The sequence below is a fragment of the Ketogulonicigenium robustum genome (genome assembly GCF_002117445.1).
Taxonomy (GTDB): domain Bacteria; phylum Pseudomonadota; class Alphaproteobacteria; order Rhodobacterales; family Rhodobacteraceae; genus Ketogulonicigenium; species Ketogulonicigenium robustum.
Genome location: NZ_CP019937.1, coordinates 92,869 through 106,515 on the forward strand (window position 1 = coordinate 92,869; position 13,647 = coordinate 106,515).

The 13,647-nt window shown below is 62.8% G+C and carries 18 protein-coding genes; 7 read left to right on the forward strand and 11 right to left on the reverse strand.

Annotated elements, in window-relative coordinates; translation table 11 throughout:
- Positions 1 to 272 precede the first annotated feature (272 nt).
- Entirely contained in the window at positions 273 to 1,127 is an 855-nt protein-coding gene (gene otsB, locus BVG79_RS00445) for a trehalose-phosphatase (protein WP_085785168.1), read from the forward strand.
- Between the two features lie 43 nt (positions 1,128 to 1,170).
- Positions 1,171 to 2,571 (forward strand): alpha,alpha-trehalose-phosphate synthase (UDP-forming), encoded by a 1,401-nt coding sequence (gene otsA / locus BVG79_RS00450; protein WP_085785169.1) that lies wholly within the window; start codon positions 1,171 to 1,173, stop codon positions 2,569 to 2,571.
- Positions 2,572 to 2,579: 8 nt separating this feature from the next.
- Here otsA and BVG79_RS00455 read toward each other — a convergent pair whose 3' ends face one another.
- Positions 2,580 to 3,383: a division plane positioning ATPase MipZ gene (locus tag BVG79_RS00455; protein WP_085785170.1), complete on the reverse strand. Its 804-nt coding sequence runs from the start codon at positions 3,381 to 3,383 to the stop codon at positions 2,580 to 2,582.
- Positions 3,384 to 3,747: 364 nt separating this feature from the next.
- On the opposite strand from BVG79_RS00455, the gene BVG79_RS00465 reads away from it, so the two are divergent.
- From BVG79_RS00465 to BVG79_RS00475, 3 genes are all read left to right on the forward strand, one after another.
- A complete protein-coding gene (locus tag BVG79_RS00465) occupies positions 3,748 to 5,019 on the forward strand; it encodes a DEAD/DEAH box helicase (protein WP_085785172.1) in 1,272 nt (423 codons plus the stop codon).
- A 74-nt stretch (positions 5,020 to 5,093) separates the two neighbouring features.
- Positions 5,094 to 5,564 (forward strand): YbaK/EbsC family protein, encoded by a 471-nt coding sequence (locus BVG79_RS00470; protein ID WP_085785173.1) that lies wholly within the window; start codon positions 5,094 to 5,096, stop codon positions 5,562 to 5,564.
- Positions 5,561 to 5,893, forward strand: a complete 333-nt coding sequence (locus BVG79_RS00475) for a YnfA family protein (RefSeq protein WP_198167860.1) — start codon at positions 5,561 to 5,563, stop codon at positions 5,891 to 5,893. The genes BVG79_RS00470 and BVG79_RS00475 overlap by 4 nt, the downstream gene beginning before the upstream one ends.
- Before the next feature lie 42 nt (positions 5,894 to 5,935).
- On the opposite strand, the gene rpmE is transcribed toward BVG79_RS00475, so the two are convergent.
- From rpmE to ffh, 9 genes are read right to left on the reverse strand one after another with little or no spacing between them, the layout of a single operon-like run.
- A complete protein-coding gene (gene rpmE / locus BVG79_RS00480) occupies positions 5,936 to 6,157 on the reverse strand; it encodes a 50S ribosomal protein L31 (protein WP_085785174.1) in 222 nt (73 codons plus the stop codon).
- Positions 6,158 to 6,168: 11 nt separating this feature from the next.
- Positions 6,169 to 6,546, reverse strand: coding sequence for a 50S ribosomal protein L19 (rplS, locus tag BVG79_RS00485; protein ID WP_085785175.1), 378 nt, complete (start codon positions 6,544 to 6,546; stop codon positions 6,169 to 6,171).
- A gap of 40 nt (positions 6,547 to 6,586) precedes the next feature.
- On the reverse strand, positions 6,587 to 7,429 hold the full coding sequence (gene trmD, locus BVG79_RS00490) for a tRNA (guanosine(37)-N1)-methyltransferase TrmD (RefSeq protein WP_085785176.1): 843 nt from the start codon (positions 7,427 to 7,429) through the stop codon (positions 6,587 to 6,589).
- Positions 7,429 to 7,932 (reverse strand): ribosome maturation factor RimM, encoded by a 504-nt coding sequence (gene rimM, locus BVG79_RS00495; protein ID WP_085787157.1) that lies wholly within the window; start codon positions 7,930 to 7,932, stop codon positions 7,429 to 7,431. The genes trmD and rimM overlap by 1 nt, the downstream gene beginning before the upstream one ends.
- Before the next feature lie 51 nt (positions 7,933 to 7,983).
- A complete protein-coding gene (rpsP, locus tag BVG79_RS00500) occupies positions 7,984 to 8,349 on the reverse strand; it encodes a 30S ribosomal protein S16 (RefSeq protein ID WP_085785177.1) in 366 nt (121 codons plus the stop codon).
- 40 nt (positions 8,350 to 8,389) lie between these two features.
- Positions 8,390 to 8,689: a chorismate mutase gene (locus BVG79_RS00505; RefSeq protein WP_085785178.1), complete on the reverse strand. Its 300-nt coding sequence runs from the start codon at positions 8,687 to 8,689 to the stop codon at positions 8,390 to 8,392.
- Positions 8,686 to 9,216, reverse strand: coding sequence for a GNAT family N-acetyltransferase (locus BVG79_RS00510; protein ID WP_085785179.1), 531 nt, complete (start codon positions 9,214 to 9,216; stop codon positions 8,686 to 8,688). Before BVG79_RS00510 ends, BVG79_RS00505 begins: the two co-directional genes overlap by 4 nt.
- Positions 9,213 to 9,746, reverse strand: coding sequence for a GNAT family N-acetyltransferase (locus BVG79_RS00515; protein ID WP_236951379.1), 534 nt, complete (start codon positions 9,744 to 9,746; stop codon positions 9,213 to 9,215). The genes BVG79_RS00510 and BVG79_RS00515 overlap by 4 nt, the downstream gene beginning before the upstream one ends.
- Positions 9,743 to 11,245: a signal recognition particle protein gene (gene ffh, locus BVG79_RS00520; RefSeq protein ID WP_085785180.1), complete on the reverse strand. Its 1,503-nt coding sequence runs from the start codon at positions 11,243 to 11,245 to the stop codon at positions 9,743 to 9,745. Before ffh ends, BVG79_RS00515 begins: the two co-directional genes overlap by 4 nt.
- Positions 11,246 to 11,467: 222 nt before the next feature.
- On the opposite strand from ffh, the gene BVG79_RS00525 reads away from it, so the two are divergent.
- Complete coding sequence (locus BVG79_RS00525) at positions 11,468 to 12,283, forward strand: glycosyltransferase family protein (RefSeq protein ID WP_198167861.1); 816 nt, start codon at positions 11,468 to 11,470, stop codon at positions 12,281 to 12,283.
- Positions 12,284 to 12,296: 13 nt separating this feature from the next.
- Positions 12,297 to 13,247 carry a LysR family transcriptional regulator gene (locus BVG79_RS00530; RefSeq protein WP_085785181.1) on the forward strand — a complete coding sequence of 317 codons (951 nt, stop codon included), beginning with the start codon at positions 12,297 to 12,299 and terminating at the stop codon, positions 13,245 to 13,247.
- Here the strand turns inward: BVG79_RS00530 and BVG79_RS00535 are convergent.
- Positions 13,172 to 13,552, reverse strand: coding sequence for an ArsR/SmtB family transcription factor (locus BVG79_RS00535; RefSeq protein WP_085785182.1), 381 nt, complete (start codon positions 13,550 to 13,552; stop codon positions 13,172 to 13,174). The genes BVG79_RS00530 and BVG79_RS00535 overlap by 76 nt on opposite strands.
- Between the last annotated feature and the right edge of the window lie 95 nt (positions 13,553 to 13,647).

The window sequence follows — 13,647 nt, forward strand, 5'->3', positions numbered from 1 at the left end:
TACGGCTTGCGGTGGTGCCGCAGCCTGTTGCGAAGTGATGTGATATTAGCACGTCATCGCGGCGACCAGAATGGCTATCCTGCGACAATCTGTACACCTCTGTCTTTTACCGACAGTTCCAGTCAGGATTTCGGCCGTGTTGCGCGGAAGTCGCTGGAAAGGTGTACTTTTATCACGGTTCCGTAATTTCGCGATCGGCCATTCACCGCCTGTGGGGCAACCAGTTGCCCCCATCGCGTTGAAAAATCGAGAAATAGTGATATGTCTATGGCATGAGCATAGACAACCGACAAACGGCCGCAGCGGCTGACGGTAGCGAATTGCCAGCCAAGCTCACGGGCCCTTCCCCTGTGCCGCACGCGTTTGACGTGTCCAACGGGGCCATCGACGCATCTGCAAGCGTCGCGCCGCACCCTGCCGACTGGGCGTTTTTTCTGGATTTAGACGGGACCCTGTTGGATCTGGCCGAAGCACCCGATGCCGTCCGCCCCGCCGATGACCTGCAGCACGTGCTGACAACGCTAGAGGCCGCATCCGGCGGGGCGCTTGCCATCGTCACCGGGCGCGCGGTCAGTTTCGTTGACCAGCTTTTCGCCGGCCATAGTTTTACAGTTGCAGGTTTGCACGGGGCGCAACTGCGCCTGCAGGGGCAGGGCGCGCCCGCTATCGCCGCGCGGCCCGCTGGCTTTGTGGCTGGGGCGCGTTTGGCGCGGGCGGCAGCGCAAAATGGAGTGCTATTTGAAGATAAAGGCGATGCTTTTGCGCTGCACTACCGCCAAGCGCCCGCTGCCGCCAAAGATGTGCATGCCGTGATGACCCGTGCCCAGCAGCTTGCAGGCGCGGATTATAAACTGCGCCCTGGCAAGTTTGTTGTCGAACTGGCCCCCGCACGGCAGGACAAGGGCGACGCCCTGCGCCATTTGATGACGCTTGCCCCGTTTCTGGGGCGGCGGCCGTTTGCCGCAGGCGATGATGTTACCGACGAGGCTATGTTCAAAGCGGCGCGCGATTTGGGCGGCTTTGGCCTGCGCGTCGGCGCGCGCGCCGATTTGGCCGGAAGTGCCGCCGCGATGGGCCTGCCGAACGCCGCCGCTTTTCGCCACTGGATAAGGAGCTTGACCCCATGAGCCGCCGCCACATTCTGCCTTGCGCACCGCAGGCGGCACAGGAATGAGCCGCCTTGTTGTCGTCTCGAACCGCGTTCCCAACCCTGATCGTCCTGCCGCAGGTGGCCTTGCCGTTGCGGTGCAAGCCGCGCTGCGCGAACGTGGGGGTATCTGGATGGGCTGGTCCGGCAAATCGTCGGGCACGCGCGACCCCGGCCCCCTGTCCATCCGGCAGGAAGAGGCAATCACCTACGCCCTGACCGATCTGTCTGAACGGGATTTATCCGAATATTATCAAGGATTTGCCAACAGTGTGCTTTGGCCGCTGTGTCATTACCGTATTGATCTGACCGATTACGCGCGCCGCGATGCAGCGGGATATTTCCGCGTGAACCGCCTGTTCGCCGAACGGCTGGCCCCGCTGCTGCGCCCTGACGATGTAATCTGGATTCACGACTACCACATGATTCCGCTGGCAGCCGAGTTGCGGCAGATGGGGATCACCAATCAGATCGGGTTCTTTCTGCACATCCCGTGGCCTGCGCCGGATGTCTATCTGACGCTGCCCGTGGCCGAGCGCTTGCTGCAGTCGATGACCGCGTATGACTTGGTCGGGTTTCAAACCGAGCACGATGCGGAAAACTTCGCCCTATGCCTGCGTCGCAGCCGCGTGGCGCAGCCTGTCGCGGGCGTGCCCGACACATTCGCCACGCCCGACCGCCGCTTTGTCGTACGCGACTTTCCGATTGGCATCGATGTCAGCGCGTTTTCCCGCACCGCGCAAAACGCCATGCGCAACCCCGCGATGCGCAAGTTCCAGCAGTCGCTGGGCGATCAGCAGCTGCTGGTGGGGGTCGACCGTCTGGACTACACCAAAGGCATCCCCCAACGGATCGAGGGGTATCGCCATTTTCTAGAAAACAATCCGGCATGGATCGGCAAGGTCAGCTACCTGCAGATCACCCCGACCAGCCGCGAGGGCGTGGCCGAGTACGACGCCCTGCAACGTGAGGTCGCTGAACTAGCGGGCCGATTGGCGGGGCAAATGGGGCGTCTGGATTGGACACCGATGCGCTATATGAACCGTGCCTTCGGGCAACACGTTCTGGCGGGTGTCTACCGCATGGCCCATGCGGCGCTGGTGACACCGCTGCGCGACGGGATGAATCTGGTGGCCAAGGAATACGTCGCCGCCCAAGATCCTGCGGACCCCGGCGTTCTGATCTTGTCGCGTTTCGCGGGGGCCGCCCAAACGATGGAGGGCGGGGCGTTGCTTGTGAACCCCTATGATTCCGAGGCGATCGCCAACGCTATCGCGCAGGCCGTCTCGATGCCGTTGGAGCGGCGCCAGCAGCTTTATTCCCGCGCGTTCGCGGCGCTGCAGGAGACAGACGTATTCGTTTGGTGCGCCGATTTTCTGGCGGCGCTAACCCCTCAGCCTGCTGCGCTTTTACCCGAGGCTTAGCGCAGTACCTAAAAGTCGGGTGTCACGCCCGGCAGGTTCAGCGTCTTGATCAGTTCGCGCAGCTCTTGCCGCGCGGACAGGTTCGAGATGCTGAGGCTGCCGCCGCCAATATCGCGCAGGTCCAGCAGCGTCAGGCCGCGCGGGAATAGTTCGCGAAAAATCACCCGCTCGGAAAAGCCGGGCGATGTGCGAAAGCCGATGCGTTTGGATAGGCGGTCGACGGCGCTTTCCATCTTTTGCTTGTTGTTCATGTTCTGCGCGCCGACGCGGTTGCGCAATACGACCCAATCCAGTGGCGTCAGGCCTGCTGTGGCGCGGCGTTGGCGGGCCGCCCATACCATTTCCGAATAGACCGAAGGGCCGATGATCTTTTCGCCATCACTGTCGATGCGCGCCAGCAGATCGAAGTCGATGAAGCTGTCGTTCAGGGGGGTGACGAGCGTATCGGCCAGCGAATGGGCCAGTTGCGCCAGCCGCGTGTGCGAGCCGGGGCAGTCGATCAAGATGAAATCCGACACAGGCTCCAGCGCGGCGACGGCTTCGGAAAACAGCCGGTCAAGTTCGGCATCGTCCGCCTGCTGCGGGTCCATGGACGGAAGCTCGACATAGATCGGGGTGGGCAGCTGCAGGCCCTCGGCCTCCATGAAATCGGTGCGGTTTTCAATGTAGCGGCCAAGGCTTTTTTGCCGCAGGTCCAAATCCATCACACCAATACGGTGCCCCATCCGCGCCAGCGCCGTCGCCACATGCATCGAGACGGTGGATTTCCCCGCGCCCCCCTTTTCATTGCCCACGACGATGATATGCGCCATCCGCGATTTTCCCGTATCGTTTCTGCGGCCGAACCGGCCCCGTTGCGGCGGTTATGCGACGGCGCCGCGCCAAACGGAAGGTGCCATCGGCGCAAATCCGTCAGGTGGCGCGACGATGCAACGCATTGGCCCGCCCTTGACTTTTACACCGATCACGCGCATCTGACACGTAACCCGACCCGTCTGCCGCGTGAGCAGCGCGCCCCTTTGGCGCAATCGGCCGGGCACAGTTCCCATCTTCACGCGGGGGGACGCGCAGCTAGATGCCGCGCATGCCCGAAGTGGTCGTGACCTGTCCTTGTGTGGCGGGGTGCGGCCTGCACCCTGACCTGCCGCACGTTTGCGGCCCTATGAAAGAATTTCGATGGATTTCGATATGCTGGGCTTGTCGCCCAGACTCACAAAAGCTTTGGCTGAACTGGGCATTACCGCCCCGACCCCGATTCAGGCGCAGGCGATTCCGCATGCGATGAACGGCCGCGACGTGCTGGGCCTGGCCCAGACCGGCACCGGTAAAACTGCAGCATTCGGCCTGCCCATGATCGATGCGTTGATCAAGGATTCGCGCCGCGCCCAAGCCAAGGGCGCCCGTGCGCTCGTGCTGGCCCCGACGCGCGAGCTGGCCAAGCAGATCGCGGAAAATCTGGCCGCCTACACCAAGGATTCGCACCTGAAGACGGTTGTCGTCACGGGCGGCGCCGGCATTGGCGGGCAGATCCAGCGGATGGAACGTGGCACGGCCATTCTGGTCGCCACCCCCGGCCGCCTGATCGACCTGCTGGACCGCAAGGCGATCGACCTGTCGCAGACCGAATTCCTGGTGCTGGACGAGGCTGACCAGATGCTCGATCTGGGGTTCATCCACGCGCTGCGCCGCATTGCGCCGCTGCTGCCTGCCAGCCGCCAGACCATGCTGTTCTCGGCCACTATGCCCAAGCAGATGGAAGAACTTGCCGCGTCGTTCCTAACGAACCCTGTGCGCGTGCAAGTGAACCCGCCGGGGCAAGCTGCCACCAAGATCACCCAATCGGTGCACTTCGTGGCCAGCCGCGCCAAGACCGACCTGCTGATCGAGCTGCTGGACAAGCATCGTGACGAGCTGGCGCTGGTCTTTGGCCGCACCAAGCACGGTATGGAAAAGCTGGCCAAGCAGCTGGAAAACGCAGGCTATGCGGTCGCCGCAATCCACGGCAACAAGAGCCAAGGCCAACGTGACCGTGCCTTGCGCGACTTCCGCGCGGGCACGCTGCGCGTTCTGGTTGCCACCGACGTGGCCGCGCGCGGTCTGGATATTCCGGACGTGCGTTATGTTTATAACTACGAGCTGCCGAACGTGCCGGACAACTATGTCCACCGCATCGGCCGCACCGCGCGTGCGGGCAAAGATGGCCAAGCCGTGGCCTTCTGCGCACCGGACGAGATGGGCGATCTGCGCGACATCCAGAAGGTGATGAAGATCTCGATCCCCGTCGCATCGGGTGCGCCGTGGGAAGTGCCGAACGATGGCGGTGCCAAGAAGAACAACGGCGGCCGTCGCCCGTTCAAAAGCGGTGGGGGCAAGCCCCAAGGCGAAGGTCGCCCGCAAGGGCAGCCGCAACGCCGCCGCCGCCCGCAAGGCGCGAAATCGGCCGCATGACGGAAAGGGGGCCTCGGCCCCCTTTTTATTTGCCCGCGCGGCCGCTAATTCTGCCGGACAGGAGGGCGTAGATCATGGCATCGACACGCGGCACAATCGCTTTGGCCAAGGCGGGCATCGCCTTTACCTTGCATCCCTACACCTATGATCCCCGCGCTGAACATACGGGTGTTGCGGCGGCCGAGGCTTTGGGTCTGTCCCCTGACATCATGCTGAAGACCCTGATGATCGAGGTGGACGGCAAGCCCGCTTGCGTGGCCATCCCCGTCGCGCACACCTTGTCGATGAAGCGCGCAGCCGCAGCATTTGGCGCCAAGCACGCCGAGATGATGGCCGTGCCGAAGGCCGAGAAAATTTCGGGCTACCATGTCGGCGGCATCGGCCCCTTTGGCCAGATGCGCCCAATCCCCGTCGCATTCGAGGATACGGCCATGGGGGGCGATACGATTTACATCAACGCAGGCCAGCGCGGGCTGATCATGGGGATTGCCCCGCGCGACGCATTGGCCTTTCTGAAGGCGGCATCCGCGCCGCTTGTCGCATGACGCTGCCTGTTCTGGGCCTGTATCTGGCCGCAGCGCTAGCCGAGATTGTGGGCTGTTTCACATTTTGGATGTGGGCGCGGCTGGATCGCAGCCCGCTGTGGTTGGCCCCGGGAATGGTAGCGCTGGCTTTGTTTGCCTGGCTGCTGACCCATGCGCCCGCCGATACGGCAGGGCGATCCTTCGCCGTTTATGGCGGGGTCTATATCTGTGCGTCGCTGCTGTGGATGTGGGTGGCCGAACAGACCCGGCCCGACCTGTGGGATGTGCTGGGCGGGGCGATCTGCCTGTTCGGCGCGGCCCTGATTTTGTGGGCGCCGCGCGCAAGCTGACCGCAAATGCAAAACGCCGCCCTGAGGGGCGGCGCTGCGATCTTAGAAACCAAGACCTGCGTATTTGTTCTTGAACTTCGACACGCGGCCGCCAGTGTCCATCAGGCGGGTGCCGCCACCGGTCCATGCGGGGTGCGACAGCGGGTCGATATCGAGGGCGAGCGTGTCGCCGTCTTTACCCCAGGTCGAGCGCATTTTGACGATGGTGCCATCGGTCATCTTGACGTCGATGAAGTGGTAATCGGGATGGATATCCGTTTTCATCTCGCCTCTCCTTAAGCTTCAGCTTTAGCTTTGTAGTTGGTCTGCTCGGTAATACGAGCCGACTTACCGCGACGATCGCGCAGGTAGTACAGCTTGGCGCGACGCACCTTACCACGACGAACAACGGTGATCGAATCGATGTTGGTCGAGTGCAGCGGGAACACGCGCTCGACGCCTTCGCCGAACGAGATTTTGCGCACGGTGAACGAACCGGCGATGCCCGAACCGTTCTTGCGGCTGATCACGACGCCTTCGTAGTTCTGAACGCGCGAACGCGAACCTTCGGTAACCTTAAAGCCCACGCGAACGGTGTCGCCGGCTTTGAAGTCGGGAATTTCTTTACCCAGAGCGGCGATTTGTTCCGCTTCCAGTTGTGCGATCAGATCCATCTGATCCTCCTATTTTGCCAGTGGTTGTTCCACCGAGGTGTCACGCGTCCGAGAGCTCTTGGTCTTCATTCGGGTCCCTGTTGTGCGCTGCACACCAAGCCCGCCAGAGGTCAGCCCGCCGTTCCTTTGTTAGCCTTTCGGCTTGTTCCCGTCGCCAAGCTTCGATTTTGGCGTGATGCCCCGAAAGAAGAACTTCGGGTATGTCACGCCCCTGCCAGGTTGCGGGTTTCGTATACTGGTCATGTTCAAGCAAACCGTCCGAGAAAGACTCGTTCTCGATCGACGCCTGATTCCCAAGCACGCGCGGTATAAGGCGCACGGTGGAATCAATCAAGGCCTGCGCTGCGATCTCGCCGCCGGTCATGACAAAGTCGCCCAGCGAGACCTCGATCATGCCGAAAGCATCAATGGCGCGCTGGTCCAACCCCTCGAACCGGCCGCAGACCAGCGTGACGCCATCGCCCGCTGCCAGATCGCGCATCAGGGCCTGATCCATCCGGCGTCCGCGCGGCGACAGGTAAATGATGGGCGCGCGCGGGCTGATGCGGGCGCGCGCGACGCCAATGGCGCGGGCCATCACATCGGGGCGGATCACCATACCGGCGCCGCCGCCAGCGGGGGTGTCATCCACATTCAGGTGACGCCCATCGCCAAAATCGCGCAGGTTATAGGTCTGCAGCTGCCACAGCCCTTCTTGCAGGGCGCGGCCAATCAGGCTTTCGCCCAAAATGCCGGGAAAGGCCTGCGGCAGCAGCGTGATCACCTGCGCCGTCCAGACATTCACCAGATCAGGTGTTTCCGACAGCAGGTCCGACGGGGTCACCGACAGGCGTATCGCCTTGCGCCCCGCTGCGCGCGCGGGCTTTTCGGGCGCAATCGCCATCAGAACAGGCCTTCGGGCGGATCAGCGATGATGCGGCCTTGTTTCAGGTCGACCGTCGGCACGACGGCCACGGTGAAGGGCAGCAGGACGGTCGCGGGTTTGCCGGTGGGCTGCACTTCCAACAGGTCGCCAGCGCCGTGGTTCAGCACCGCCTTCACCTTGCCCAGCGGGGCACCGCCCGTGTCGAACACGGCCAGATCGATCAGGTCGGCGTGATAGAATTCGTCGTCAGGCAGATGCGGCAGGCGCGCGCGATCGGCCGACAGGTTTTGGCCGCGCAGGGCGTCGGCCTCTTCTTTGGTCGAGATCCCCTCGATCCGCGCGACAAGCGCGCCCGAGGTCTGCCCCGTGATCACCACGACGCGGAAAATACGTCCGCTGTCGGTGTGCAGGGGGGTGTAGACGGCGATATCTTCGGGAACAGCGCAAAAAGACTTCAGACGCACGTCACCGTGCACCCCGAACGAGCCTGCGATTTGCCCGACAACGACCAGATCAGACATGTGTTCCCCCATAAGACGGACGGGGCCCGAAGACCCCGCCCATGTACCGAATTATTCGGCAGCTTCTTCTGCCGGTGCAGCTGCGCGTGCAGCTTTCTTGGCAGCGCGGTCGGTCGCGGCCTTGCCGGGAACGGCTTTCTTGGGGTTGTTACGCTCGGTCTTGGCGACCAGGCCAGCAGCTTCCAGGAAACGTGCGACGCGGTCGGTCGGCCCCTGTGTGCCTTGACCCAGCCAGTACTGGACGCGCTCGACGTTCAGCTTGACGCGGTCTTCGCTGTCTTTGGCCAGCAGCGGGTTGTAGGTGCCCAGCTTCTCGATGAAGCGGCCGTCGCGCGGCATGCGTGCGTCAGCGGCGACAACTGCGTAGTGAGGGCGCTTTTTCGAACCACCGCGGGCGAGACGAATTTTCATAGCCATGGGATAATCTCCTTGAAGATGGCAGTGACGGGGGACCCCGTCAGGATTGATGGGTTTCGTGGTGTTTGATGACTTCCTGGATGATGAAGGCCAGGAATTTCTTGGCGAATTCGGGGTCGAGGTCAGCGTCCAGCGCCAGCTTTTCCAGCCGGGCGATCTGCTGTTCTTCCCGCGAGGGGTCGGCGGGGGGCAGGGCGTGTTCAGCCTTGAGCTTGCCCACCGATTGCGTGTGTTTGAAGCGCTCGGCCAAGGTGAATACCAAAATGGCATCCAGCCGGTCGATCGAGGCGCGGTGTTCGCGCAGGACTTCGGCCGCGCGGGCGATAACGTCGTTGCTCATGCTGCACCTCCTTTGGTTTGGGGGCGTGGGTGACGGAAGACCAGATAACCCTTGCAGCTGGCCGGGGGCGCTGCCTTGTCGTCGATAACGGCCCCCAGCTTTTCCGCCAATTTGGCCGAGCGGATGTTGTCGGGCGCAACATAGCTGACGACCGTATCCCAGTGCAGCACGCCATAAGCATGCGCGATGGCCGCACGGGCGGCTTCGAAAGCATAACCTTTGCCTTCGGCGCTGGCGGGGTAGATCATCCAGCCAATCTCGTTTTCAGGCCAATCGGGCGGCGTCCAAGGGCCGACAAGGCCGATGGCAGCGTCTGTTCCCTGCAGCGTCACCGTCCACATGCCGTGGCCGTAAATATCCCAATGCCCCAGCTCGGCCGCGAATTGGCGGAATGCTTTGGCTTCGGTGTCGATCCCGAAAAAGCTGGCGCGCGGGGATAGCATGAAGTCGCGAAACGCAGGCCAGTCGCGCGCATCGGGACGGCGAAGGGACAGGCGTTCGGTGGTCAATGTCGGGGCCGGGATCATGCCAGCACCTGTGCGGGGTTGTGGCGATAGACCAGCACGTCAAAGTCGCGCTGCGGGCGCGGCGCGTCCGCATCCAGCGCGGCACCCAGCCGCTCGGCAAGGTTGGCCGAGGGGGTGTTGGTCGCCGCGATGTAGCTGACGGCGGTGGTCCAGCCCAAAACGGTGAAGGCATGGGCGAGGGTCGCTTTGGCTGCCTCGGCGGCGTAGCCTTGGCCCTCCAGCGTTGCATCCCACAGCACCCAGCCGATTTCCTTTTCAGGCCATTCGATCGGATACCACGGGCCGAAACGGCCAATGGCTGCGCCGGTGTCTTTGCGCGTTGCAACCCAGCCGCCAAAGCCGCGCATCTGCCAGTGGCCAATATCGGCCGCCCAGCCGCGCCAGCTGGCTTCGGGGGATTTCGGGCCGCCGACCCAGGCCGAGCGGTCGGTCTGGTAGAAGTCGCGCATGATCGGCCAGTCTTGTGCCTGCGGTTTGCGCAGCACAAGGCGGTCCGTCACCAGCGTGATATCGTCGGCGAGGTTCATCATTTCTTCTTCATCAGCCCTGCAAGGCCCGGGGGCAGCGCTTTGGGGCCACCAAGGCCAGGCATCTGGCCGAAACCTTGGCCAAGGCCTTTGGCCAGCTGGTCTTGTGCGGCGGCCATATCGGCCTCGCCCATTTTGGTGGGGTCCATACCGCCTTTGCCCATCATGGCCATGGCTTGCTTAAGCATGCCGCCCTTGCCCATTTTGCCCAGCTTTTTCATCATATCCGCCATCTGGCGGTGCTGCTTCAGCAGTTTGTTCAGCTCGGCCACGTCGACACCAGCACCCGCCGCGATGCGGCGCTTCCGGCTGGCTTGCAGCAGGTCTGGGTTGGCGCGTTCTTTCTTGGTCATCGAGCCGATGATCGCGATCTGGCGGCGCAGCATGCGGTCGTCCAAGCCCGCGTCGTTCATCTGTTTCGACATCTTGCCCATGCCGGGCATCATCGACATCAGGCCTTCCATGCCGCCCATCTTTAGCATCTGCTCAAGCTGGCTGCGCAGGTCGTTCATGTTGAACAGACCTTTTTGGAACCGCTTGACCATCCGCTCGGCCTGTTCGGCCTCGAATGTAGCTTGGGCTTTCTCGACCAGCGCGACAATGTCGCCCATGCCCAGAATGCGCCCTGCGATGCGGTTGGCGTCGAACACTTCCAACGCGTCGGTCTTTTCGCCTTGGCCGATAAAGCGGATGGGCTTGCCGGTGATCGCGCGCATCGACAGCGCCGCACCGCCACGGCCGTCGCCGTCCATACGGGTCAGGATGACGCCCGACACGCCGATCTTGTCGTCGAATTCGGTCGCGACATTGACGGCGTCTTGGCCAGTCAGGCCGTCGACCACCAGCAGTGTTTCACGTGGAGAGACGACATCGCGCACAGCCGCAGCCTGCGCGATCAGCTCTTGATCGATGTGCAGGCGGCCGGCGGTATCAAGAATGTAGACGTCATAGCCGCCAAGGCTGGCTTGGGTTTTCGCGCGCTTGGCGATGGCAACGGGGTCTTCGCCCTTCACGATCGGCAGCGTATCGACACCGATCTGCGTGCCGAGAATCGCCAGCTGTTCCATCGCGGCAGGGCGGTTCGTGTCCAGCGACGCCATCAGGACGCGCTTGCCCTCGCGCTCTTTCAAGCGACGGGCAAGTTTGGCAGTGCTGGTGGTTTTACCCGAGCCCTGCAGGCCGACCATCAGGATCGGGGCAGGGGGATTGTCGATTTTCAGAACGCCGGGGTCGGTCTCGCCCGCCAGCGTCTTGATCAGCTCGTCATGGACGATCTTGATGACTTGCTGGCCGGGGGTGATCGATTTGGTGACGGCTTGACCGGCGGCTTTCTTGCTGACGGCTTTGACAAAATCGCGCACGACCGGCAGCGATACGTCGGCCTCGAGCAAGGCAACGCGCACTTCGCGCAGCGCGGTTTCAACGTCGGCCTCGGACAGGGCGCCCTGTTTCGTCAGCCGATCAAAGACACCGGACAGGCGCTCGGACAGATTCTCGAACATGCGGCTTCCCCTTTCAAGGCGCGGCGGTTGGCAAAGCGGAAACGCGCCCGTGGGCGCAACGCGCTGACGGACGGCGATCCCGCAATTAGGACGGGACCGGAAGATACACAACTTCCGGATATGGCCTTGCGAATAGGTCAAACAGGCTGCGCTGTCAACCTAAGGGCCTTGCCAGCGCGGGCGGGGGCTGCACAATGGGGCGCAAATGGCGGGGGGATACGAATGCGCGGTGTCATCTATGTTGCAACAGGGGCGGGGTATCGGGATCTGGCGGTCGCCTCGGCTACCAGTTTGCGCGCGCACGAGCCGCACCTGCAGATCGACATCTTTACCGACGATCTGAGCGACCCCGCGCTGGCGATATTCGATCAGGTGCATCTGGTGGACAACCCCGAGCCGCGCTCGAAGCTGCTTTATATGCAGAAAACGCGGTTTGATCATACGCTGTTTCTGGATGCCGACACGCTGGTCGTCGCCCCGCTGGGGGATGTGTTCGACCTGTTGCAGCAATTCGACATGGCGCTCGCGCATGAAGTGCGGCGCAACGGCACGTTGGTCAACGAGGGGTTGGAGGAGCAGACCCCCCGCGCATTCTCGCAGTTGAACTCGGGCGTGCTGCTGTATCGGCGGACGCCTGCGGTGTTGGCCTTTCTGGCGGAATGGCACCAGCGGTTCAAGGCGGCGGGTGTGCCGCGCGATCAGATCATTTTGAAAGATATGCTGTGGCGCACTGACCTGCGTTATTACGTGCTGCCGCCCGAATTTAACTTGCGCCGCGTGACGGAACTGGACGCGATCGAGCCGCTGGATATGGCGCCGACGGTTCTGCATTCGCACCGCTTGATGGACCACATGCGCGCAGGCGCGCCGCGCATCAGTGATCCGGCTGCTTTGATGCGGGCCGAACGCGCCATGTTGGTGCAGGAATGGCGCGACGCGGGCGCGCCGCTGACCGAAGACGACGATGCATTGGCGCGGTTTCGCGCCGCTCGGCCAGCGGGGGCGCTGCCGCCCTTGCGGCCTGCAGGTGATAAGTGATTGGGGACAAGTGATGGACGATTGGGACGAAATCCGCACGGCCTATCAGGTGGCACGCTTTGGCACGGTTTCGGGCGCGGCCGAGGTGCTGGGTGTGCACCATGCCACCGTTATCCGGCATATCGATGCGCTGGAAACGCGGCTGGGGGTCAAGCTGTTCCAGCGCCACGCGCGCGGCTACACCCCGACCGAGGCGGGCCAAGATTTGTTGCAGGTTGCGCAGGTGACGGATGACCAGTTCAGCCAGTTATTCAGTCGCATCAAAGGCCAGCGCGAGGCGCTGTCCGGTGAATTGGTCGTCACCTCGCTACAGGGGATGACCGAGCTGCTGATCCCCGTTCTAATGGCGTTTCAGGCCGAACACCCCGACATCATCATCCGCCATCTGACGGGCGAGCGTCTGTTCCGGCTGGAATACGGCGAGGCCCATGTCGCCATCCGCGCAGGCGCCATCCCCGAAGAGCCAGACAACGTCATCCAGCCGCTGGTGATGCAGAACATGTCGCTGGCCGCGGCGGAAAGCTATATCGACCGATTTGGTGCCCCGAAAGACCAAGCTGATCTGGTGAATCACCGCTTTGTCGGCCATGACGCTGAAGACTACCGTGCCCCCTACATGCGTTGGCTGTCGGGCGTCATCCCGCGCGAACGGGTGGTCTACCGCACGTTGGATCTGGTTGAAATGTATGATGCCGTCACCGCCGGCGCGGGCATCGGGTTCGTGCCTAGTTGGTTCCTGCCCAGTCGCCCCACCCTGCGCGAAGTGATGCCGCCCCAAGATGATTGGGTGGCCCCGCTATGGGTGGTCACGCACGTGGACCTGCACCGTTCTGCCAAGGTGCAAGGGTTTCTGCGTATGCTGAAGGCTGCCGCGCAAGAATGGTCGCATCAGGGATGCTCCGTGCCGACGGGGTCGCCGTCGTCCAAGAAGTCTGCATCCAAGGCATCGTCTACCAGTTCCTGACCGAGGAAGGCCTCGAAGGCGTCCAGATCGAACCCCTCGAACAGGCCAAAGCCCTGAATCCAGATGCTGGCCGCGCGCATGGCATCTGGTTCCAGCTTGCACCATTTAACGCGGCCGCGCTTTTCCTGCGAGATCAGCCCCGCCTCGGCCAAGGTCTGCAAGTGTTTGGAAATCGCGGCCAGCGACATCGAAAATGGCGCAGCCACATCGGTGACGGCCATATCGTCTTCCAGCAGCATCGCCAGAATGGCGCGCCGTGTGGGGTCGGCCAAGGCCGCGAAGACAAGGTCAAGCTGGTGCTGCATCGCGCTATATCAGGCTTTCGCCAGCAAAACGTCAACCCAAAGGTTGAATATCGAATTTCGCAACAATGCCACCCGCGGGCAGCGCGAAAATAGGT